The sequence below is a fragment of the Ureibacillus thermosphaericus genome, from assembly GCF_002370195.2.
Classification (GTDB): Bacteria; Bacillota; Bacilli; order Bacillales_A; family Planococcaceae; genus Ureibacillus; species Ureibacillus thermosphaericus.
The window spans coordinates 1417827-1439459 of the sequence record NZ_AP018335.1 but is presented as its reverse complement, the minus strand read 5'-3'; the positions used below and the strand labels follow the sequence as shown (position 1 = coordinate 1439459).

The window sequence follows — 21633 nt, the reverse complement described above, 5'->3', positions numbered from 1 at the left end:
ATTTTCTAATAGATTCGATAAAAACGGGGCTGTCCACTTTTCATACGCCCCCTTTTCAATCAATTACCAAGCTTAATCTTTATAAGTTATTTTTAATTTCTTATTCTTTCTAAGTCTCGATACTTCTTTTAATTCTCTTTCAACTCGTTTATTTAAATATCGTTCAATTTGCTTTCCGATAATCCATAATAAGAAAATTGAGACAATGACAAGTACTAATTTTGTGGGACTTCGCAATAATGCATCGATATCGTAACCAAGTAAACTAATTGTTAAAATCATTACACATTTTCCTGCCAACAACACGACGAAGTAATATTTTTTCTTAATATTGGAAAGCCCTGCCACGATATTGACTAATACGGATGGGGTAAAAGGGAAACACAATAATAAAAACAGTGGGGCAATTCCTTTCATATCTACCCATTGAATGAGTTTTTGCATCTTTTCATACTTAATGAATTGTTGGACCCTACGATTATTTCCAAATCTACGAACAAGCAAAAAGACCGAATAAGACCCTAATACTGTTCCAACCCAGGAAAGTAGAAAACCAAACCAAAGCCCGTGAGAACTTGCATTGGCTACTACGAAAACAACTAGAGGTAGGAACGGCAAAAAGGATTCTAAGAAAGGGAAAAGGATTCCTATTAGCGGTCCTAGTGTTCTATATTGTGCTTCCAATGCTTCAATATTTTCTACCGTAAACCATTCACTCACCTGTTCCACCTCTATCGATATTGAATAATTAAATGTAAAATCGTCACCTTATCTGTTGGATTTTCGTATTGGTGCGGCTGATTAGCAGAAAACACGAGCGTTTCACCTTCTTCTAAACATTCCTTCATATTGCCGCATTTGACAACTGCCTGTCCTTCTATGACCGTAACTGTTTCCTCTACTCCTTCCGTGTGGGGCTCACTTTTATGTATCACCCCGGGATCCATTTCAATTTTATAAAATTCCCAACCCCGTTCTGGACTATAAGGGATAATGGAATATACACGGTATTTGCCATTTTCTTCAGACACATATGTAGAAGGATCCACACTATATTTTTGGAAAAATGTTTTCGGTGGCTGTAAAAGGGATGAAAATGAAATTTTTAACCCTGCAGCTATTTTCCAAAGGGTTGAAACAGTTGGATTTGCTTCACCCTTTTCAATTTGGGCAAGCTGTGCCTTACTTACATCAGTAGCTTTTGCCACATCATCCAAACTTAAACTCCGCTCTTTCCGAATTTTTTTTAATTGTATACCAATATTACGACTCATTTGATCCATTTTTTCATTCCACCCTATTGTCTATTTTAAAAGACAAATGTATACTATACTAAACGAAATGTGAATGTTCTGATTTTTTATTTTCTGTTTATTACCATTAATTAGCGATTATTTAAATTAAATTATCTCTGTATTTATCATAATACAAAATTTCTCTTTGTACTGTAACGATGATTTAGTCATTTATGCTGCTTACTGCTAAAATTCCGTCAATCTTTTAAAACAGTATTTTTCATTTATTATATTTGAAAATTTAGTAGAAAGGAATGGATAGTGTGGCAACGGAAGTCAAGGAAGTGAATCAACGTTTTTCTGATGACTCCTTTTTACAAGGTGCGAAGGATTGCGTTCCTACGTTATTAGGTTACATAAGTATAGGGCTTGCTTTTGGGGTAGTAGGCGTCACATCAAAATTATCGATTTTAGAAATCTTTCTACTTTCTGCACTAGTTTATGCTGGCAGTGCACAGTTCATTTTTGCAGGTTTATATTTAGCGGGAGCCCCAATGTACATCATGGTTATTACAACGTTTATTGTTAATTTACGATTCTTTTTAATGTCGCTTACTGTAGCACCGCATTTAACTCGTTATTCTGCTTTACGCAATGTCGGCTTTGGTTCGCTTTTAACAGATGAAACGTTTGGTGTTGCGATTACAAAAATAGGACGAGAACAATATCTTGGTGGTCGTTGGATGGATGGTTTAAATTTAACCGCCTATTTTACATGGATTGCAGCATGTGTTGTTGGAGGTCTTGTAGGAAATTGGATTCCAAATGCTGAAGCTTTTGGTCTTGATTATGCGTTAGTAGCGATGTTTATTGCGTTGCTAGTTTTAAACTTAGCAAATGTTCATAAAAGAAAACTCATGCATTATTTAAAATTAATCGGTTGTGTTTTTGGAAGCTTGTATATTCTTTCTTATTTCATGCCTGGTCATTTAGCTGTACTTTTATCGACGATTATTGTAGCAACGATTGGGGTGTTGACTGAAAAATGACGACTACGCTATCCATGTTTTTACTTATTTTAGGATGTGCTTTTGTTACGTGGGTACCACGCGTTACTCCATTTATATTAGTACGGAATATCCAATTACCGAATATCGTATTGCGTTGGCTCCAATTTATACCCGTATGCATTTTAAGTGCACTTGTATTTCAAGCCTTACTTCGTGAAGAAGGAAAATTTGTCACATTTGATATAGAAAGTACTATTGCATTCATCCCAACATTACTTGTAGCAATTTGGACGAAAAGTTTATCCATAACAGTTGTCGTAGGTGTGTTGACGGTAGCTGTATTGAGAAATTTCTTTTAATTACATCGGCGTTGCGATAATTTCGCACAGAGCCGATGTTTTTTATTGTGAAAATCACTTTCTTGTATTATTAAATTTTCCTCCATTGGTGAACGGGCCCCCAAACATAACGAAAATGGCCTAATTCTCTATAAAGAAAATTAAGCCATTTCGTATGTTACTCTACTACTAACAATCCAATGCGATAATGATCTTTACTATGGACAACATGCTGCGTTAAGCGCAATTCATTTTGATGATTTAACACTTCCAATTTACAATGAGCCGCATTGATTTGAAGGGCTTTATACAATTCCAATTCATTGTGCACTTCCATACCGTTTACTTTGCGAATAACCTCTCCTGCTTGAAGCCCCATTTTTTCTGCCGGTGAGTTCGGTAAAACAGCAGCAATCATCACACCATTTGGACGCGCAGAAACGGCATAGACATCACGACGCTCTCGAACTTTATAAATATAGGAGATTATTAAACGAAGGAATGCGCCGACTAATACAGTCACAACTGCAACAATAGGATAAAAATATCCTACAAGTCCTCCGATTAGCACCAATTCCCCTAAAATGAAAATCGCCCTTGATAATTTAGGATATACATTTAACGGCAATGAACGTCTCGTCTTTTGCTGGAATCCGATGATAGCAGGGAACAAAATCAATGTAAATTGTTGATGGTTTAGTGAAAATTGTGGCCACCACGGAAAATAAGCATCAATTGCTTGTCCAGGAATTACGAAAAAAATCGGCAACAACCAAATTTTTTTCGTGAAGAAAGCAACGCCATGTAATCCCCTTTTTGACTTTTCGATAATCGGGGATGCATAATACAATCCATATTTCTTCATTAAGCGACTTTCCCCCATTAACAATAACCCTGCAACCAATGCGCATGTTACCGCAGTTCCTTCAAGTACGTTTACCCCTTGAATTGTCAACCCTAATAATTGAAAGGACCAATTTAGAATATTCATCAAGATTATGGCAGCCATACTCAAGGCAAACAGAATGATTGGTGAAAGTAAATGAAACTGATAAAGAACAAGTCCTAAGATACTGAAAGCTGTAACAAAGAATAATAGTTCAACTGATTGAGTCAATCCGAAAAGGAGGGTAATGACGGAAATAATGAGCGCTAACCATACCCCTTCTTTTATGAGGCCTGCAAATTCCGACCAACCCCATAAAATTCGGATATTGAAATGTTTTCTCTCTCTTTTAACTCGTACATATCCTAAAAAAATCGACATAAAAATTGCAATATACAATAGAGGATTTAAAAACATTCTGCCGATTGCACTGAACAATTCTATTAATATCTCTATCACTCATCCCACCGCCGTTTCCTACTACTACTATTGTTCATTTTATCAAAGGAATGAAAATTTGCGTAGCATCAATATACCCGTCTTCCAACAAAAAATAAAATCATGTACCACACATCATTTCTGATAATTTAGAAAATTTAAAAATAGTTTATCATTTTTAACTTTTTCCGACAGAAGTCTCCCATCCTCAAGGAATGTGAAGGGCGATAGCCCAATGAGTAGGTGGGAGATGAATGTCGGTTGGCGATAGCCAAAACTTATGGTACAATAAACAAAAAAGGGAACTAGTGTTCGTGGTTAAAGTAAGGTGATTTGATATAACCAAGCAAAACAAAGCCTTCAAGTTTCGCATATATCCAAATGAAGAACAGAAAGAGTTATTGGAAAAAACGTTTGGTTGTGTTCGCTTTGTCTACAATAAGATGTTGGCAGAACGTAAAGAAACATATGAAAAACTCAAAGACGACAAAGAGAAACTTAAAGAACAAAAGTTCCCGACACCAGCAAAGTACAAAGATGAATTCCCATTCCTAAAAGAAGTGGATTCTTTAGCTTTAGCCAACGCACAAATCCATTTACAAAATGCTTATAAGAACTTTTTTGAAGGTCGTGCAGAGTTCCCTAAATTCAAAAGTAAAAAACACAAGCAATCCTATACAACCAATATGGTCAATGGAAATATTAAGATTGAAGATGGTCATATCAAATTACCAAAGTTCAAAAAGCCGCTGAAAATGAAGCAACATAGAGAGATTCCTGCTGATTACAAAATCAAATCTTGCACTATTTCGAAAACAAAGACAGGCAAATACTATATTTCGATTTTGACAGAATATGAGAAAGAAACTACTACAGTAAACATTCAACATGTGGTTGGATTAGATTTTGCTATGGATGGTCTGTATGTCGATAGTGAAGAGGGTAAGAGAGCCAATTATCCTCGTTTCTATCGACAAACATTGAAAAAATTAGCGAAGGAACAACGTATTTTGTCACGCAGGAAGAAAGGTTCTAATCGTTGGCACAAACAGCGACTGAAAGTAGCGAACTTACATGAAAAGGTTGCAAACCAACGAAGAGACTTTTTACACAAATTGTCCCATCATCTTGCAAGCAAGTACGATTGTGTTGTTGTCGAAGACCTCAACATGAAGGGAATGTCACAAGCCCTACATTTTGGTAAAAGTGTTACTGATAACGCATGGGGGATGTTTACAACATTTCTCCAATACAAGTTAGAAGAGCAAGGAAAAAAGCTTATCAAAATAGATAAATGGTTTCCATCATCCAAAACTTGTTCATGTTGCGGTCGAGTAAAGGAGTCTCTATCTCTTTCTGAGCGTACATTTCGCTGTGATTGTGGTTTTGTGGCAGACCGTGATTGGAACGCTTCTATCAATATCAAACATGAAGGATTGCGGCTGTTAGGGTTAGTATAGTAAAAAGAACTCTTGGAACGAGAGGGATAGCTCGGTCTATTTCCCATCATGAGATGGGATTACCCGAGAAGCCCCCACCTCTAAGCGAAGCGTAGGCGGCGGGTAGTTCACGATAAATATGGTAATATTTATGAAAATCTTTGATACAAAAAGCTGCCTAGAAATGTATTCTAGACAGCCTCACCTTCAAAACGTTAAATATCCCCTTTGATTTTATGAAGCATTACACTTAAGCCCATTTTCAACTGTACATCATGTTCCATATCTTCTTTATATAAAGCGACTTGATCTCGAATGCTTGCAAAAAACTCGTCATCCATATGCCTTCCGCTCTTCAAATCATGTTTTTGTCGATAGGAGGCCACTGCTTCTGCTGTTTGTTCATCATAAAATCCGTCAGTCCTCACCATGTTATAACCTAATCCATTTAATACCTTTTGTACGTAGGCTATCTCTTCACTATAGTCTCCTTCAGCAAATTCGCCTCGCAGCGGTGTAATTTCCATTGCAAACAGCGGATGTTGTTCCACTTCGATATCTGACTCGATTCCTTTTCCATGAATCCAATCTCGATTAGGAGTAAGCCATTTGTTCGTTGATAATTTTAATTCTCCACCATTTTCCAAATCATAAGTTTCTTGAACCGTTCCTTTTCCAAAACTTTTTAAACCTACGATAATTGCACGATTCCAACTTTTCAGCGCTCCTACCATCACTTCACTTGCCGATGCACTTCCTTCATTTTGGAGAACAACTAAAGGAATGACCTTCATTTTCTTCAAATAGTCCTCATCAACGTCAAGTTTTGTTGTTTTAATTGCTTCAAGCTTTCCTTCTGCATTTTGCATATAAGCAAAAACTTCTCCATCTTTCCCGATGCTACTTACGACGCCAGCAACGCTATGTAAATAACCTCCAGGATTATCGCGCAAATCGACTATCAACCCTTTTACATCATCCGATATCAATCTCGCAGTTGCTTCGATCCATTCTTCTACCGTCTCTTCTCCAAACATTGAGATGGAAATGTATCCAATTTTTGTATCATCAACCGGAATCACTTTCCATGATACCGTTTGATTATCAATTTCTGCCCGCTCAACAGTTACTTTAATGTGCCTGTCTGTGCTTGGACGATATAAAACAAGGGTTACTTTTTCTCCAGCTTTCCCTTGAATTAATTGCAACAACTCTCCAAGGGTTTTGCCCTCTAAACGCACACCATCCACTTCTACAATTTCATCATAAGGGCGTATACCTGCTTTTTCAGCAGGAGATGATTTAACAGGAGATACAACGATAAATCTTCCATCTTTTTCTGTAATTTCAATACCTATACCAACCCGTTGTCCTGCTAAAGACTGACGATGAATGGCTGCTTCTTTTTCGGTATAGTACGTGCTGTACGGATCCTTAATTGCTTCCGTCATTCCTCTTAACGCGCCTTCAATCAAATCCTCATCTTTTGCGTCAAAAACTGATTTTTCTTTTATGAGTGAAAAAGCTTGGTCAATTACAGGGATATCACTTCCTTTTACTGCTGTTTCGGATTTCATATCACTTTTCCAATACACAATGATGGCAGCTAACAAACAAACAATTGCCAAAATGAAAAAAAATCGACTCTTTCGCACTCACTTTCCTCCTCTCGTTCAATCTATGTAAGAACGAGTAGTAATAACACATGCAAAAGAGCGATTTTTTTACTCTAAATTTGTAATATAATCTCTTAACGTGTCTAGGTCTAACGGTCCTAAAATCTGTTTTTCAATTTCGCCTTTTGTATTAATCATGAATGTGGAAGGAATTGTGTATATTTTATATGTTAAATTTAATCCTTCTTCTTCCATTAGGAGAATGGGAAATGTTAAATCATAGCTTTTCACGAAGTTTTCAACATTGGTTAAATTATCGTTAAAAGTAAGATTCACTGCAACAATTTCCACATTATCTTTCTTTGCATATTTCTTATAATATTCTTGGAAATAAGGCATTTCGTCTTTACAAGGTGGACACCAAGATGCCCAAAAATTTAATATCACTTTTTTTCCTTTTAAATCAGAAAGAGTCATTGTATTCCCATCTAAAGTTTTTAAAGTAAAATCCGGTGCAGGCTTTCCTAACCCAACACTTTGGGGGCTGTCGGATTTCACTTCATACCCTGGAATATTATCATCAAGGGTATTTTTATTTATATCCAATTTTTTATTGATAAACGTAGTAACTGCAATAACTACTAATGCTATTATGAGCAATGCACTTATCACTTTCTTCTTGTTGTTCATTCAATCCCTCCAGATTGCTCCAAATGAAACCCATGTACTTATAGAATAACATAAATTTAGCAGAGTACATCTGGAGAATCTATGTCAAGATGATGAAAACCATAACTGAATAGCTATAAAAATAAATGGCTGCATAGAAAACAATACTTTCTATGCAGCCTTTATACTTTCATTATAGTGAAATATAGCGAAGTGGGTTTTGGACGCCGGCAGTTTGTCCTCTCCAAGTACCGATATGAACTTCAAAATGCAAGTGAGGACCTGTGGAACGACCAGTGGAGCCCATTTCAGCAATTTGTTGCCCTTGTTTCACGACATCCCCAACACTTACATTAAAGGATCTTAGATGAGCATATAGTGTTGTATAGATTTCGCCGTTAATATTGTGAGTAATCATCACAACATTTCCGTAAGTACTCAGTGATGAAGCATATGTCACAACTCCGTCAGCAGATGCTACAATTGGCGTTCCTGCACTATTTGCTAAGTCAATTCCATAGTGGAACTCAGGACCATAACCAAGATTTCGCCAGCCATAACCACTTGTTAAAACACCGTTTGTCGGTTTCATAAATCCGCTATCTGAAACTGGTAAATTACCTGCAGATTGAGCTTTGCTTAATTGTTGTCTTTGGATTTCTGCGATTTGTTCTTGCAGTTCTTTACTGATTTCGAGATACTCGGAATATTGTTTTTCTAATAATTTTTTCTCGTTTAATAGTTTTTGTTGTTCTTTTTCGAGTTCATCTATTAATCTATTTTTTTCTTGTTTTTGAGAAGTTAAAGATGCTTTTAAATTTTCTAGTTTTGATTGCTGCTCTTCAAGTTTGCGTTTCGTATTTTCAAGAACTAATTTTTGTTCTTCTAATTTCTGTTGGTCATTTTTTTGATCACGAATAATTTGGCGATCCGCCTCAATTAATGTATTAACCGCTGAAAAACGATCAATAAAATCAACAAAGCTGTTTGAACCTAACAAAACATCTAAGAAGGTGACAGAACCATTTGCTTGAAGAGCACGTGCCCGTTCTTCTAACAATGCATTTCGCTCATCAATCTTTTTCTGAAGCTCTTCGATTTCCTCTTCCAAAGCTTCAATTTTTTCATTTGCTTGTCCAATCTCTTTTTCTACTTGTTTAATTTCTTCATTCGTTTTCGAAATTTGATTCACAAGCTGATCAATTTGAGCTAACAATTGTTCTTGTTTGGATTGATTTGAATTAATTTCATTGGATTTTTGATGAATTTGTGCATTCAATTGTTTTTTCTGTTGCTCTACTTGACTTTGTTTATTTTTTAAATCCGACAAGTTCGCTGCATAGGTAACTGGTATTTGTATGAATAATAGTACAGCTACTAGAGCAGCAAATAATTTGAAATGGTGTTTTGCAAAGTTCCCCATCAAATGGTTCCTCCTTCAGCTTAATAGACTTTCAGGAATTTTCGTACAGACATGAAGCTACCCCAAACTCCTATAAAGATACCAAGCGCTAAAATTATTAAATTCACTTGATAGATTAGAGGAGTTACTTCTAACAGTTGTAACATTTTACCATGAATTTTTGGGGTCAATTTGTGGTAAAGGTTATAGTAAACGACAGATACGACAATCATTGGAATTATCGATCCAAATATACCAAGCCACAATCCTTCGAATAAAAACGGAATTCGTACAAAAGAGCTTGTTGCCCCTACAAGTTTCATAATTTCAATCTCATCACGACGAGCAATGATCGTAATGCGAATTGTATTGTAAATCAAGAAAATCGCTGTAAATAAAAGACCTAAAATTAAAACTAGGCCAATATTGCGACCAGTATTTAAGTAATTAAATAAATTTTCAACTTTTTCTTCTCCGTAAATAACATCATATGTATGGTCAAACTTTTCGATTTTCTTCGCAAGATCTGCTGTTTGTTCTGGCTCTTTTGCCTTTACATATAAAACGTTTCTTAACGGATTGCTTTGTTCATATAAGCTAAAATCTTCACCATAGTTTTCTATTAAAATTTGTAATTCGTCTTCTTTTGACGAGTATTTTACTTCTGCAACATCCGGTAAACTTTGCACTTGGCGAATTAACTTATCTTCTGCAATCTTCATTTCTTCAGGATCGTTAATAATATCAATCAAAACGCGGATTTCTACATCATTCTCAATATTGTCTGCAAAATTATTTAAGTTCATCATCACCAATGCAAAAATACCAACTAACAAAAGGGTTACAGTAACTGCACTGATGGAAGCGATTGACATCCAACCGTTACGGCTCAAACTTTTCAAACTTTCTCGAAAATGACGTTGGAGGGTTCTATATTTCATAACCATATTCACCTCCGAAAACGTCTCTTACAATCATACCACCTTCAATTGCAATCACTCGCTTGCGAATTTGATTGACAATTTCTCGGTTGTGAGTTGCCATGACAACGGTCGTTCCCATCGTATTAATTTCTTCGAAGATCCTCATAATCTCCCAAGAGTTTTCCGGGTCAAGGTTTCCTGTAGGCTCGTCCGCAATCACAACTTTTGGCATATTCACAATGGATCGAGCAATCGAAACTCGTTGCTGTTCTCCCCCTGATAATTCGCTTGGAAACATGCGAACTTTATGTTTTAGCCCTACCAGTTCCAACACTTCCATAACCCGTTTACGAATCACTTTTGGATGTTCTTCAATTACTTCCATTGCAAAGGCAACGTTTTCGTAAACAGTTAATTTTGGAAGCAATTTAAAGTCTTGGAACACAATACCAAGCTGCCTTCTAAAGTGAGGAACTTCCTTTCGTTTTAATTTTGATGTATTGACGCCATTTATGATGACTTCTCCAGAAGTAGGTACTTCTTCACGATACATAAGTTTAATGAATGTCGATTTCCCAGCCCCTGAGGGACCGACAACATAAACAAATTCACCTTGCTTTATATCTACAGAAATACCGTTTACAGCTACTACACCATTCGGGTATTTTTTGTAAACTTCTTTCATATGTATCATTAATTTTCACCTAAGTTCTATCTATAGTAAATTCACCAATTAATATTATATCACTTTATAGAACGCATAATTTTACATTTTCGTTTCATTCCTCAACAAAACTTACCAATTTCCTAATAAACTAGCAAAAAAAGCAAGCACCAAAAAATTTAATTCAATAATCAATAAAAAAAATCCTTCTATTTTCAAAAAAATATTAATAATTTATCGAATAGATTTCATATGTTCGATCTTTTTCGAGAAATTTTTAAGAAGAAATTGTTTCACTACTTTTAAAAAAAATATTTGCTTACTCTTAAAATTTTATAAATGAGCAATTCATTTTTTTACATACCATTTTGTGTTTTCCTCCCATATAAGCTATAGGTAGACTAAATAAAAAAGGGCTAAGAACCCTTGAAACTTTAGGATTCTTAGCTATTGTAGTTATTAAAATCACGAGAAATATTGTATATCAAGGTTTGAACCATGTTTACTTAGGTTTTTATATTAAAAATGAAAATCACTAGCGTCGCATTAAAATAATTTAACACCTTCAAATAAACCGAATTTTCTGAAATATAATCTAAACACAAAAAAATCCTTTATAATGGTTGGGTGGTAGTAAACCATCCAAATCCAATACAAAGGATAAAACCATGGATAAGTATACACGAAAAACATCATTTGAACAATGGTTTTCACCGATTAATCGTCCATTATTTGACGACCTAGTGAAAACACATCAATTAAATCACTATACCAAGAAGCTTTATATGGCTTCATTTATGAAACTGCTTTTGTATGCCCAACTCCATGAAACCGAGAGTTTACGGGCGTTGAGTGACGCTGTCTTTTTAGAAGAATTACAACGAGCAACGGGATTGGAATCGATTAGTTTTTCACAGTTAGGGAGACGAATCAACGCCATTCCAACGGTTTTCTTTCAATCGATTTTTCTCGATTTAGTGGCACAAATTCATCGGAAAACCAATTTCCAAACAAGAAGAAAAGTGACAACGCCTTTGAAAATCATTGATTCGAGTACATTACCGCTTAATTTGACCAATCATAAGTGGGCAGAGTTTCGAAAAACAAAATCAGGAGTAAAGCTTCACTTACGACTTGTTTTTATGGAAAAAGGACTCTCCTATCCAGATAAAGCCGTACTCACGAATGCCAACGAACATGATCGTGGTCAACTAGAAGTATTCGTGGATGACAAAGAATGCATGTACGTGTTTGATCGTGGTTACTTGGATTATGGGCGCTTTGATCAAATGACGGAAGATGGCTATTTCTTTGTGACCCGTTTGCGTAAAAACGCTGTTGTCCGAGTGTTAGAATCCTTTTCGTTACCAGAAGATTCACCCATATTCTCTGATGAAATGGTTGTCATTGGGACACCACAAAATCGTTCTGAAAACGTGTTTCGCTTACTCAAATTGCATGATACAAAAGGAAATGAGCTTCATTTACTGACAAATCGTTTTGATTTAAGTGCAGTTGAAATCGCTGAAATCTACAAGTCACGCTGGGCGATTGAACTGTTCTTCAAATGGATGAAGCAGCACCTGAACATTAAAAAGTTTTTTGGTCACAGTGAACAAGCTGTACATAATCAAGTGTACGTAGCCATGATAGTGTACTGTCTGAATGTTTTAGCTCAGTTGAACACGAATAGCGAACGGAGTTACTTACAAATTAGTCGCTATTTGAAGGCTTCTTTGTGGAAATCCGCTCACATTTGGTTACGAAAAATCGAAGGAAACGGCGTCCCATAAAGGTTTGCCAGTCGTTGTTGCACAAGTCATAGGTTATAGTAAAAAAATGGATGTTTACTACCCTCGCTTAGGTGTTTTCGTTTTTTCTCTAAAGTCCAGAAAAAATAAAACTGAAAATTCAGACATCATTTATGCGACGGTAGTGAATGAAAATGAATATTTGATTTCAGGACAAGTTTGGGCTGACTTTTGGGTTAAAATACTGATGAGCATGTATATGGTAATAGGTGAGTTGAACACCTTCAGTATGAATTTATAATTTTAAAATGCGTTATCCCCACTTAATTAGAGATATAAATAAGCGAATAATAACCATCTTCATCCGGTATCGAATTTTCAAATGAATATCCGACCGATTCAAAACATTTTAAGCAAGCAATGTTATCTGTCTCAATGTTTGCAATCCATTTTTTAATAGATTGAGTTGATGGTAAAGACATTACTTTTTTTACTAAGGCTTTACCATATCCTTTGCCACGCAAAATCGGGTTAATTACAAGCGCTATATAACCAACATAATTTGATTCTTGCTCTACCATGACGATTCCAATAGGTTGTTTATTTTCATCTAGTGCCGTCCACACTTGGTAATCTTCTTTACTTGCGACATAATTATACCACTCGGATAGCGGTTGCATGCCTTCCAAACGACGTTGAACTTCTGCATCTTCAAACCATCCTTTAATCGTTACAATATCACTCTCTCTAAAAACTCTCAGCTCTGTTATACTCAATTTATTTCTACTCTCCTATCATTTATATTTTTGAGCTCGTAACCTATATATTTCAGCATATTGTCCCCCATTACTTATCAATTTCTCATGGGTACCAGTCTATTTTTTTCACTTCAAAATCGAAGGATTTCTTTTGTTTCCTATTTGAACTTACTTTTATTGGATCCATAAACATTCTGTTAGGGCTTATGATAAAAAAGGCCATGAACCCTGAAAATATCAGGATTCCCCGCCTATCGTTGTATATCGAATGATGATGCTTCCTGTGCGGGATTCACCAGTCATTTTTAATACAGGGGCATTTTCGATAATCTTATCGAAATGCACTGTTTTCGTAAGGAATTGATCTTCAACTATTCGTGTCATCACATCTGATAGACCAAGATCTACTTTCCCTACATTTGTTGTTGCAGATCCGTTAATTGAAACCGTTTTTGGAACATATAGCTCCACTGCCCCTGCAACGGTTTGTGCCTTCACTTTTCGAGCATTTTTATCATTGGTTGTCACGATAACTGCTCCGTTCACTGATTCCGCTTCTACTTCTCGAAGTTCTCCGTCTACATAAATTCGGCCATTCACTGTTTGAACTTCTAAATCTTCACCTTTTACGCGAACAATTTCAATGGCACCATTTCCGGATTGCACATCGGCATTTTCAAATTGTCCATCCATATATTTAATTGAGCCATTATAAGTGCGGATTTTCACAAGTTTAGCATTTAACTCATTGATGGAAACGCCGCCATTCAGTAGTTTCATTAACACAATGTCGTATTCTTTCTCAGGAATCATGATACGTACATTTACTTGCGTTAATTTAGATGAGCATTTTAATTCTAGTTTTCCATCTTCAAATTCTACGAACTCCCGTTCAAATGCAGCGATTGTTTGCTCTTCATCATTATCGATCATGAATGTTTTTACTTTGGCAACCACTTTCAACTCACTTGTTTCAGAACGTACAGCTTCCACTTTCCCATTTGGAATTTCAATTTGAATTCCTCTCACTTCATTGCCATTAAAGGAATATTGCTTTTCAAAATCAATTTTTGTATTGTTCAATGGGAAATCTAAGTCAAAATCTTTCAGTTTTTTTAACGTTGTCCCAAATACGCCCATTAAACGACTTGAAAACTCGGTCAAATCTTCTTTGATTTCGTTCATGAACTCATCCATCTTTTTATTAAATTCTTTGTTGTTAAAGTTTTTCCCAAAAATATCTTCAAATCCAGTTGTTTTTTGGGAATGATCAGTAGTAGATTGCTGTTGAGATTTGTGACTTTGTTCTTCATTGGAAAGTGGTAATGAAACTGCGCTGGATTGAGATTGAGTCTGTGTTGCTGAATCTTGTTTTTTATTTAACGCTTCAAGTAAAGTGATAGCTTCTTCCGCAGAGATGGCACCTTCTTCAACTAATTTAATAATCCGCTTACGTTCATTATCCATAATTACTGCCTCCCTCTTTGTTCTATACCATTTATACGTTAGAATTCCCAAAAAAGTTTCTTTTTTCATCAAGTTTTCTTTGGAATGCATGACGATATGATGAACGATTTTGAGAGGCATTATTCTATGAAATTTGAAATTTTCTAGTGAAGTTTTGAACATTATTTTGTGGGTTTTCCTCTTACTTCAATAGAAATATTATTGAATTCGAATCATGAAATTGCGCTCCTGAAAAACTACACTTGTAGATTCTGCTTTTGAGACCTTGTCAGTTATTGCTACTTCGTTGTTAAAAAATTGGCCACTTTCCCAAATTTATTTGCCTTTCGAAAAAAATGCTACTTTTGCTTTTGCTATATTGGCCATTTCTTGAAAGTTATTAGCCACTTTGGATTCTATTTTGGCCAATGTCATAACAATATCGGCCATTCATCATCTAGTAATTGAAGCAAAATAAGGAATTTTTTTCAGTACCATGCAAACTGGAATTGCAATGATTATGCCGATTCCATTTTGTACAAGATCGCCTGGAATAGAAGCTAGCGGCATAATGAAACTTGAAAACATAATCGCTTCACCGATGTAATATACCCCCACCATCACAGGAATGGATACAATCGTTGCAATGATATTTTTAGCAAGGCTATCTCCACGGCTTCCATTTGACCAAGCAATTTTTCCAACAATATACCCTTGTAAAGCTCTAGATATAATTGTAATTGGAGCCCAAACAAGCCATCCGCCAACGAGATCAAATAGCCCCATGCCGACAGCACCCGCAATTGCACCTTTTTTTGGACCAAATAAGATAGAAGCAATAAATAGCATTGCAGTTCCTAAATGTACTAGACCTCCATTTGATGCAATGGGCAACTTAATATTCAAAAATATCGTAGAAATGAAAACTAATGCAACCAACATTGCTTGAATGACTAAATCGGTCGTTTTTCCACGTTGTTTTGAAAGAGTATTTGTCTTCTGCATTTTTTCAACCCCTCTGATGTAATAAAATTTATCATTACATTAGCAGAAGATTGGCACCTATAAAAGTGTCAATTATTATAAAAACTACAAGGTCAGTTTGATTTGCAAGTATTTTTATGTAAGCGTCGTTTTTGGTTTTGATTATTAAATTCAAAGAAAAATGCACTTGCTTAATAAGACGTTTGCCAACGTTGCATTCACATTTACCAAACGAAAAAAATAGCAACTCAAACGTTATCATCGTTTGAGCTGCTTATTCATATCTAGCTTATTTGCTTACTGATCCGCAATTTGCGCCAATAATTGTTCCATTCTTTTACGATCTCTCTCTAAAATAGGCTTTAAATATTGACCTGTATAGGAATTTTCATGGGCTGCAACCTCCTCAGGTGTACCAGTTGCTACGACTGTGCCCCCTTTATCTCCGCCTTCTGGACCTAAATCGATAATATAGTCTACCGTTTTTATTACATCTAAATTATGCTCAATCACAAGAACCGTATCCCCATTATCAACAAGGCGCTGCAACACTGTTAAAAGCCTTGCAATATCATCTGCATGAAGCCCTGTTGTTGGCTCATCTAAAATGTAGAAGGATTTACCTGTCGAACGACGATGCAATTCAGAAGCTAGCTTTACCCTCTGTGCTTCTCCTCCAGACATCGTTGTGGCAGGTTGTCCTAATTTCATATAACCTAGTCCTACATCTACAAGTGTTTGCAGCTTTCGATGGATTTTTGGAATATTCTCGAAGAACACGGTTGCTTCTTCAATGGTCATATCTAAAACTTCTGCAATGTTTTTGCCTTTATATTTTACTTCCAATGTTTCTCGATTGTATCGTTTTCCGTGGCACACTTCACATGGTACATACACATCCGGTAAAAAGTGCATTTCAATTTTAATAATTCCGTCGCCGGAACAAGCTTCACAGCGGCCTCCTTTAATGTTGAAGCTAAAGCGGCCTTTTTTATAGCCCCGCACTTTCGCCTCATTAGTCGCTGCAAAAACATCACGAATATCATCAAATACCCCTGTATATGTTGCTGGATTGGAGCGAGGTGTACGGCCGATTGGCGACTGATCGATATCAATCACTTTGTCTAAATGCTCGAGTCCCGTAATTTCTTTATGTTTCCCTGGTTTTGTTCTTGCACGGTTTAAATCCTGTGCAAGTTTTTTATATAAAATTTCATTGACTAATGTCGACTTGCCAGAGCCTGAGACTCCTGTTACCGCCACAAACATACCTAATGGAATGTCTACCTTAATATTTTTTAAGTTGTTTTCAGCGGCGCCTTTAATTGTAATTTTTCGACCATCTGGCTTTCTTCGTTCACGAGGAAGAGGGATGAATTTTTTACCGCTCAAATATTGTCCAGTAATGGATTTTTCATTTTTCATCACTTCTTCAGGTGTTCCCGCTGCCACAATTTCTCCACCGCGAGAACCAGCACCAGGGCCGACATCAATTAAATAATCTGCAGCAAGCATTGTATCTTCATCGTGTTCTACAACAAGCAACGTATTACCAATATCGCGCATCGTTCTTAACGTATTAATTAATTTGTCATTATCCCGCTGATGCAAACCAATGGACGGTTCATCCAGCACATATAAGACGCCTGTTAACCGAGAACCGATTTGCGTCGCCAAACGAATGCGTTGCGCTTCACCGCCGGATAATGTTCCTGCTGTGCGGCTTAATGTTAAATATTCCAAGCCGACATTTAGTAAAAATTCTAGACGTTCTTTAATTTCTTTTAAAATTAAGCGGGCAATTTGCATATCTTTTTCTGAAAATTGGATATTAAGAAAATAATTATAGAGTTCCGCTACAGATAAATTTGTCACTTCCGCAATATTTTTTCCGTCAATCCTTACAGCAAGGCTTTCTTTTTTTAGTCGTTGCCCTTTACATGATGAACATCGCTGCTCATTCATGAATTTCTCCATCGTTTCACGCACCCAATCCGATGAAGAATCTCGATAGCGACGTTCAATATTGTGAACGACTCCTTCAAAGACAATTTCTTTGTTGTGAACGCTGCCATATTCACTTTCATAATGGAAGTGGATTTTTTCATCTTTTGAACCGTATAAAATAATATCCATTTGTTCATCCGACAGTTGGGATACCGGCACATCCATTGGAATATTGAAATGTTTACATACCGCTTTCAACAATTGTGGATAATATTGGGAACTTGATGATTCCCAAGCAGCTATAGCATTTTCTTCTAATGTTTTATTCCAATCGGGAATCAATAAATCGATATCTACTTTTAATTTGGAACCGAGCCCATCGCACTCAGGACATGCCCCAAAAGGACTATTGAATGAAAACATGCGAGGCTCTAATTCCCCAATGGAAAAGCCACATATCGGACAAGCATGATGTTCGCTAAATAATAGTTCCTCATGTTCCATTACATCGACAATCACACGACCATCTGCAAGTTTTAAGGCTGTTTCGAGAGAATCGCTTAATCGTACTTCAATGCCTTCTTTTACAACAATTCGGTCAACGACAACTTCAATATTATGCTTTTTATTTTTATCTAGCTCGATATGATCGTCTAAATCGCGCAATTCTCCATCGATTCGAACACGGACAAATCCTTGCTTTTTCAAATCCTCAATGAGTTTGGCATGAGTCCCTTTTTTCCCGGAAATCACCGGAGCAAGTAGCTGCACTCTAGTTCGCTCCGGATATTCCATAATACGGTCAACCATTTGTTCAATCGTTTGCGATGTAATTTCAATATCATGAGTTGGACAAACAGGCTTCCCAATCCGAGCAAACAATAATCGCAAATAGTCATAGATTTCCGTAACCGTCCCTACAGTTGAACGAGGGTTACGGCTTGTTGTTTTTTGGTCAATGGAAATTGCCGGTGATAAACCTTCAATGGAATCAACATCTGGCTTGTCCATTTGCCCTAAAAATTGACGGGCATAGCTGGATAATGATTCTACATATCGTCGTTGCCCTTCTGCATAAATCGTATCAAAAGCAAGCGATGATTTACCGGAACCCGAAAGTCCTGTCAAGACAACAAGTTGATCCCGCGGTATCGTTACATCAATATTTTTTAAGTTATGTGAACGTGCCCCTCGCACGACAATTTGTTTATTTTCCACACTCGTCACCTTTCTAAATTCAAATGTATATTGTGCAGCACCTTTTTCACTTAAAGTAGTGAGACTTAAAGCAGTACGGGAAATTCATCTTTCCACTGGCAATCCCAAATTTGTGAAGCTTTTGGCGGTGGTCTGTCACCTTTCTGCTTTTAATTCAAAAATTGTATCTCGCAATTCAGCTGCGCGTTCAAAATCCAATGCTTTCGCAGCCTCTTTCATTTCTTGTTCAAGGGCTGCAATCAGTTTATCCAATTCGGATTTCGTTAATTTCTTACCTTTCGTTACTTTTGTAATATATTTTTCTTCTACTTCTGCTGTCTGTGTTGCACGAATAAGTTCAGGAATTTCTTTTCGAATCGTTTTTGGTGTTATACCGTGATCTTTATTATAAGCTTCTTGAATGGAGCGACGACGTTTTGTTTCTTCAATTGCTTTTCTCATCGAATCTGTTATCGTATCCGCGTACATAATAACATGTCCGTTTGCATTACGTGCTGCTCGTCCTATCGTTTGGATTAAAGATGTTTCCGAACGCAAGAATCCTTCTTTATCGGCATCGAGTATGGCGATTAACGAAACTTCTGGAATATCCAGCCCTTCTCGCAATAAGTTAATGCCCACAAGCACATCGAAGGTACCTTTTCTCAGTTCACGAATGATTTCAATTCGCTCGAGAGTTTTAATTTCAGAGTGAAGATACTCGACTTTAATTCCCATCTCTTTTAAATAATCCGTTAAATCTTCTGCCATCTTTTTCGTTAATGTTGTGACAAGTACTCGCTCATTCTTCTTCGCGCGTTTTTGAATTTCATCCACTAAATCATCAATTTGTCCTTCAATTGGACGAACGTCAATTGTTGGATCAAGAAGCCCAGTTGGTCGAATAATTTGTTCCACCATTTCGGAACAATGCTCTTTCTCGTATGGGCCAGGAGTTGCGGATACATAAATGGCTTGATGAATATAATTTTCAAACTCTTCAAATTTCAACGGACGGTTATCTAATGCTGAAGGCAGACGAAAACCATAATCTACTAATACTTGTTTCCGTGCTTGGTCACCATTATACATTCCCCGAATTTGTGGCAATGTAACGTGACTTTCATCGATTACGATTAAAAAATCATCAGGGAAGTAGTCAAGCAGCGTATACGGAGTTGCCCCTGGCTCACGCAATGTTAAGTGACGGGAATAGTTTTCAATTCCCGAGCAGAAGCCCATCTCACGCATCATTTCCAAGTCATACTTTGTTCGTTGTTCTAAACGTTGTGCTTCTAACAGTTTTCCTTCCGCTCTAAATTTCTCAAGCTGTTCTTCTAGTTCTTTCTCGATGTTTTCAATGGCCTTTTTCATTTTTTCTTCCCGAGTTACGAAGTGGGAAGCAGGATAAATCGCTACGTGGTTTCGTTCTCCTATAATTTCTCCTGTTAATGCATCGACCTCTCGGATACGATCTACTTCATCACCGAAAAATTCGATGCGAATGCAATGCTCATCTCGGGAGGCTGGGAAAATTTCCACAACATCTCCACGTACTCGGAACGTTCCCCGTTGAAAATTCACATCATTTCTTTCATATTGAACATCTACTAGTCGACGGAGCAGCTGGTTACGCTCAATTTCCATTCCTTTACGAATTGATACGACTAACTCGCGATATTCATCTGGATTACCTAAGCCATAGATGCAAGAAACCGATGCGACGATGATGACATCTCTTCTTTCGAACAATGCGCTCGTGGCAGAGTGTCGGAGTTTATCGATTTCGTCGTTGATGCTGGCATCCTTTTCGATGTATGTATCCGATTGAGGCACATACGCTTCCGGTTGATAATAGTCGTAGTAACTAACAAAATACTCTACAGCATTATTCGGAAAAAATTGTTTGAATTCGCTATATAATTGACCGGCTAGTGTTTTATTATGAGCAATGACCAACGTCGGTTTATTAACTTCTTTAATGACATTCGAAATCGTAAAAGTCTTTCCAGTTCCTGTAGCCCCGAGCAACGTTTGATGCTTTTTCCCTTCTCTGATGCCTTGGACAAGCTTTTCAATCGCTTGTGGCTGATCCCCGCTCGGCTTATAAGAAGAATGTAGTTCAAAAGTATCGGCCATAGTCAATCGTCCTTTCCCAATAGATCGTATGATTATTTTAGCATATCCAATTGTAAATATCATTTATTTTTCGAACGTATATTCTGAAATTGAGTACACCTAGATAACATTTTTTGGATGTAATTGTGAATCTCACAACGACTATTTTTCTCACAAAAGCACAGGAATTTTCAAAAAAATTGTATTGGAAATGCAAAAAAAGTCGCCTTTTGCACAGCTTGTATACTTGTGCAATAGACGACTTCTCTTTTATGGGAAATGCTTAATTCAATGACTCCTGTAATTCAATTAATTCTTGCGTATACTTATGAAATGCTTCTTCATTTCTTTCATCCAATGCTTGATCGATGAATTCCCTTAATTGCTCAATACGATGTAATCTTTGTAATCTGTTTAAAAACAAATCTACGTAAATCTCATTTAACAATTTTTCAGAATCGTTTACTACTGGATTTGAACCTGCTGCACTAAAATCTGCGTATGAATTATTTTTATCCATCGACATCACCCCGATTCCTTTTTTCTATTATAAAAAATCAGGGGTTAATTTTCAATATATTTAGAAAAATAAAACTCCCACAGTATAATATTAGGAAATTCTACTTTATTTCCCATATCATTTAGGTGTGAAAATTACTTGTGTGTACAATTATTTATACCCTTTTGAATATTGCCTCCATCCAACGTTAGAAAAGGGGTGAAAATTAAATTTTGGACGCCAAAAAACGCCCAAAAATAAATTTTGTCAGTTTTTTCTGTATATTCCAAATTTTTATTGATTTTATTCCGTT

At 36.5% G+C, this 21633-nt stretch carries 18 protein-coding genes; 4 read left to right on the top strand and 14 right to left on the bottom strand.

Annotated elements, in window-relative coordinates; translation table 11 throughout:
* Nucleotides 1-72 precede the first annotated feature (72 nt).
* Nucleotides 73-720 (bottom strand): TVP38/TMEM64 family protein, encoded by a 648-nt coding sequence (locus tag UtA1_RS06890; RefSeq protein WP_096550500.1) that lies wholly within the window; start codon nucleotides 718-720, stop codon nucleotides 73-75.
* 11 nt (nucleotides 721-731) lie between these two features.
* Complete coding sequence (locus UtA1_RS06885) at nucleotides 732-1283, bottom strand: helix-turn-helix domain-containing protein (protein WP_096550499.1); 552 nt, start codon at nucleotides 1281-1283, stop codon at nucleotides 732-734.
* 275 nt (nucleotides 1284-1558) lie between these two features.
* Here UtA1_RS06885 and UtA1_RS06880 point away from each other — a divergent pair, with 275 nt between their 5' ends.
* The gene (locus UtA1_RS06880; RefSeq protein WP_232019913.1) at nucleotides 1559-2284 is read left to right on the top strand and encodes an AzlC family ABC transporter permease; all 726 of its coding nucleotides are present in this window, start codon (nucleotides 1559-1561) and stop codon (nucleotides 2282-2284) included.
* Nucleotides 2281-2604, top strand: coding sequence for an AzlD domain-containing protein (locus tag UtA1_RS06875; protein ID WP_016839259.1), 324 nt, complete (start codon nucleotides 2281-2283; stop codon nucleotides 2602-2604). The genes UtA1_RS06880 and UtA1_RS06875 overlap by 4 nt, the downstream gene beginning before the upstream one ends.
* A gap of 157 nt (nucleotides 2605-2761) precedes the next feature.
* Here UtA1_RS06875 and UtA1_RS06870 read toward each other — a convergent pair whose 3' ends face one another.
* A complete protein-coding gene (locus UtA1_RS06870; protein ID WP_096550497.1) occupies nucleotides 2762-3928 on the bottom strand; it encodes a PDZ domain-containing protein in 1167 nt (388 codons plus the stop codon).
* Nucleotides 3929-4245: 317 nt separating this feature from the next.
* Between UtA1_RS06870 and UtA1_RS06865 the strand changes: the two genes are divergently transcribed.
* Nucleotides 4246-5367, top strand: coding sequence for an RNA-guided endonuclease InsQ/TnpB family protein (locus tag UtA1_RS06865; protein WP_096550496.1), 1122 nt, complete (start codon nucleotides 4246-4248; stop codon nucleotides 5365-5367).
* Between the two features lie 194 nt (nucleotides 5368-5561).
* Here UtA1_RS06865 and UtA1_RS06860 read toward each other — a convergent pair whose 3' ends face one another.
* The 5 genes from UtA1_RS06860 to ftsE form a co-directional block, all read right to left on the bottom strand.
* Nucleotides 5562-7001 carry a S41 family peptidase gene (locus tag UtA1_RS06860; protein ID WP_096550495.1) on the bottom strand — a complete coding sequence of 480 codons (1440 nt, stop codon included), beginning with the start codon at nucleotides 6999-7001 and terminating at the stop codon, nucleotides 5562-5564.
* 69 nt (nucleotides 7002-7070) lie between these two features.
* Complete coding sequence (locus UtA1_RS06855; protein ID WP_016839256.1) at nucleotides 7071-7652, bottom strand: peroxiredoxin family protein; 582 nt, start codon at nucleotides 7650-7652, stop codon at nucleotides 7071-7073.
* A gap of 172 nt (nucleotides 7653-7824) precedes the next feature.
* Entirely contained in the window at nucleotides 7825-9054 is a 1230-nt protein-coding gene (locus tag UtA1_RS06850) for a murein hydrolase activator EnvC family protein (protein WP_096550494.1), read from the bottom strand.
* Nucleotides 9055-9074: 20 nt separating this feature from the next.
* A complete protein-coding gene (ftsX, locus tag UtA1_RS06845; protein ID WP_096552442.1) occupies nucleotides 9075-9974 on the bottom strand; it encodes a permease-like cell division protein FtsX in 900 nt (299 codons plus the stop codon).
* On the bottom strand, nucleotides 9964-10650 hold the full coding sequence (ftsE, locus tag UtA1_RS06840) for a cell division ATP-binding protein FtsE (RefSeq protein WP_016839253.1): 687 nt from the start codon (nucleotides 10648-10650) through the stop codon (nucleotides 9964-9966). The genes ftsX and ftsE overlap by 11 nt, the downstream gene beginning before the upstream one ends.
* A 638-nt stretch (nucleotides 10651-11288) precedes the next feature.
* On the opposite strand from ftsE, the gene UtA1_RS06835 reads away from it, so the two are divergent.
* The gene (locus tag UtA1_RS06835) at nucleotides 11289-12413 is read left to right on the top strand and encodes an IS4 family transposase (RefSeq protein ID WP_096549658.1); all 1125 of its coding nucleotides are present in this window, start codon (nucleotides 11289-11291) and stop codon (nucleotides 12411-12413) included.
* Nucleotides 12414-12694: 281 nt separating this feature from the next.
* Here UtA1_RS06835 and UtA1_RS06825 read toward each other — a convergent pair whose 3' ends face one another.
* From UtA1_RS06825 to UtA1_RS06800, 6 genes are all read right to left on the bottom strand, one after another.
* The gene (locus UtA1_RS06825; protein WP_016839252.1) at nucleotides 12695-13147 is read right to left on the bottom strand and encodes a GNAT family N-acetyltransferase; all 453 of its coding nucleotides are present in this window, start codon (nucleotides 13145-13147) and stop codon (nucleotides 12695-12697) included.
* A gap of 219 nt (nucleotides 13148-13366) precedes the next feature.
* Complete coding sequence (locus tag UtA1_RS06820; protein ID WP_096552440.1) at nucleotides 13367-14596, bottom strand: DUF4097 family beta strand repeat-containing protein; 1230 nt, start codon at nucleotides 14594-14596, stop codon at nucleotides 13367-13369.
* 432 nt (nucleotides 14597-15028) lie between these two features.
* Nucleotides 15029-15580 (bottom strand): ECF transporter S component, encoded by a 552-nt coding sequence (locus UtA1_RS06815; RefSeq protein WP_096550492.1) that lies wholly within the window; start codon nucleotides 15578-15580, stop codon nucleotides 15029-15031.
* Between the two features lie 276 nt (nucleotides 15581-15856).
* On the bottom strand, nucleotides 15857-18724 hold the full coding sequence (uvrA, locus tag UtA1_RS06810; protein WP_096550490.1) for an excinuclease ABC subunit UvrA: 2868 nt from the start codon (nucleotides 18722-18724) through the stop codon (nucleotides 15857-15859).
* 135 nt (nucleotides 18725-18859) lie between these two features.
* Nucleotides 18860-20842, bottom strand: a complete 1983-nt coding sequence (uvrB, locus tag UtA1_RS06805) for an excinuclease ABC subunit UvrB (protein WP_096550489.1) — start codon at nucleotides 20840-20842, stop codon at nucleotides 18860-18862.
* A 262-nt stretch (nucleotides 20843-21104) separates the two neighbouring features.
* Complete coding sequence (locus UtA1_RS06800) at nucleotides 21105-21341, bottom strand: IDEAL domain-containing protein (protein ID WP_096550488.1); 237 nt, start codon at nucleotides 21339-21341, stop codon at nucleotides 21105-21107.
* Between the last annotated feature and the right edge of the window lie 292 nt (nucleotides 21342-21633).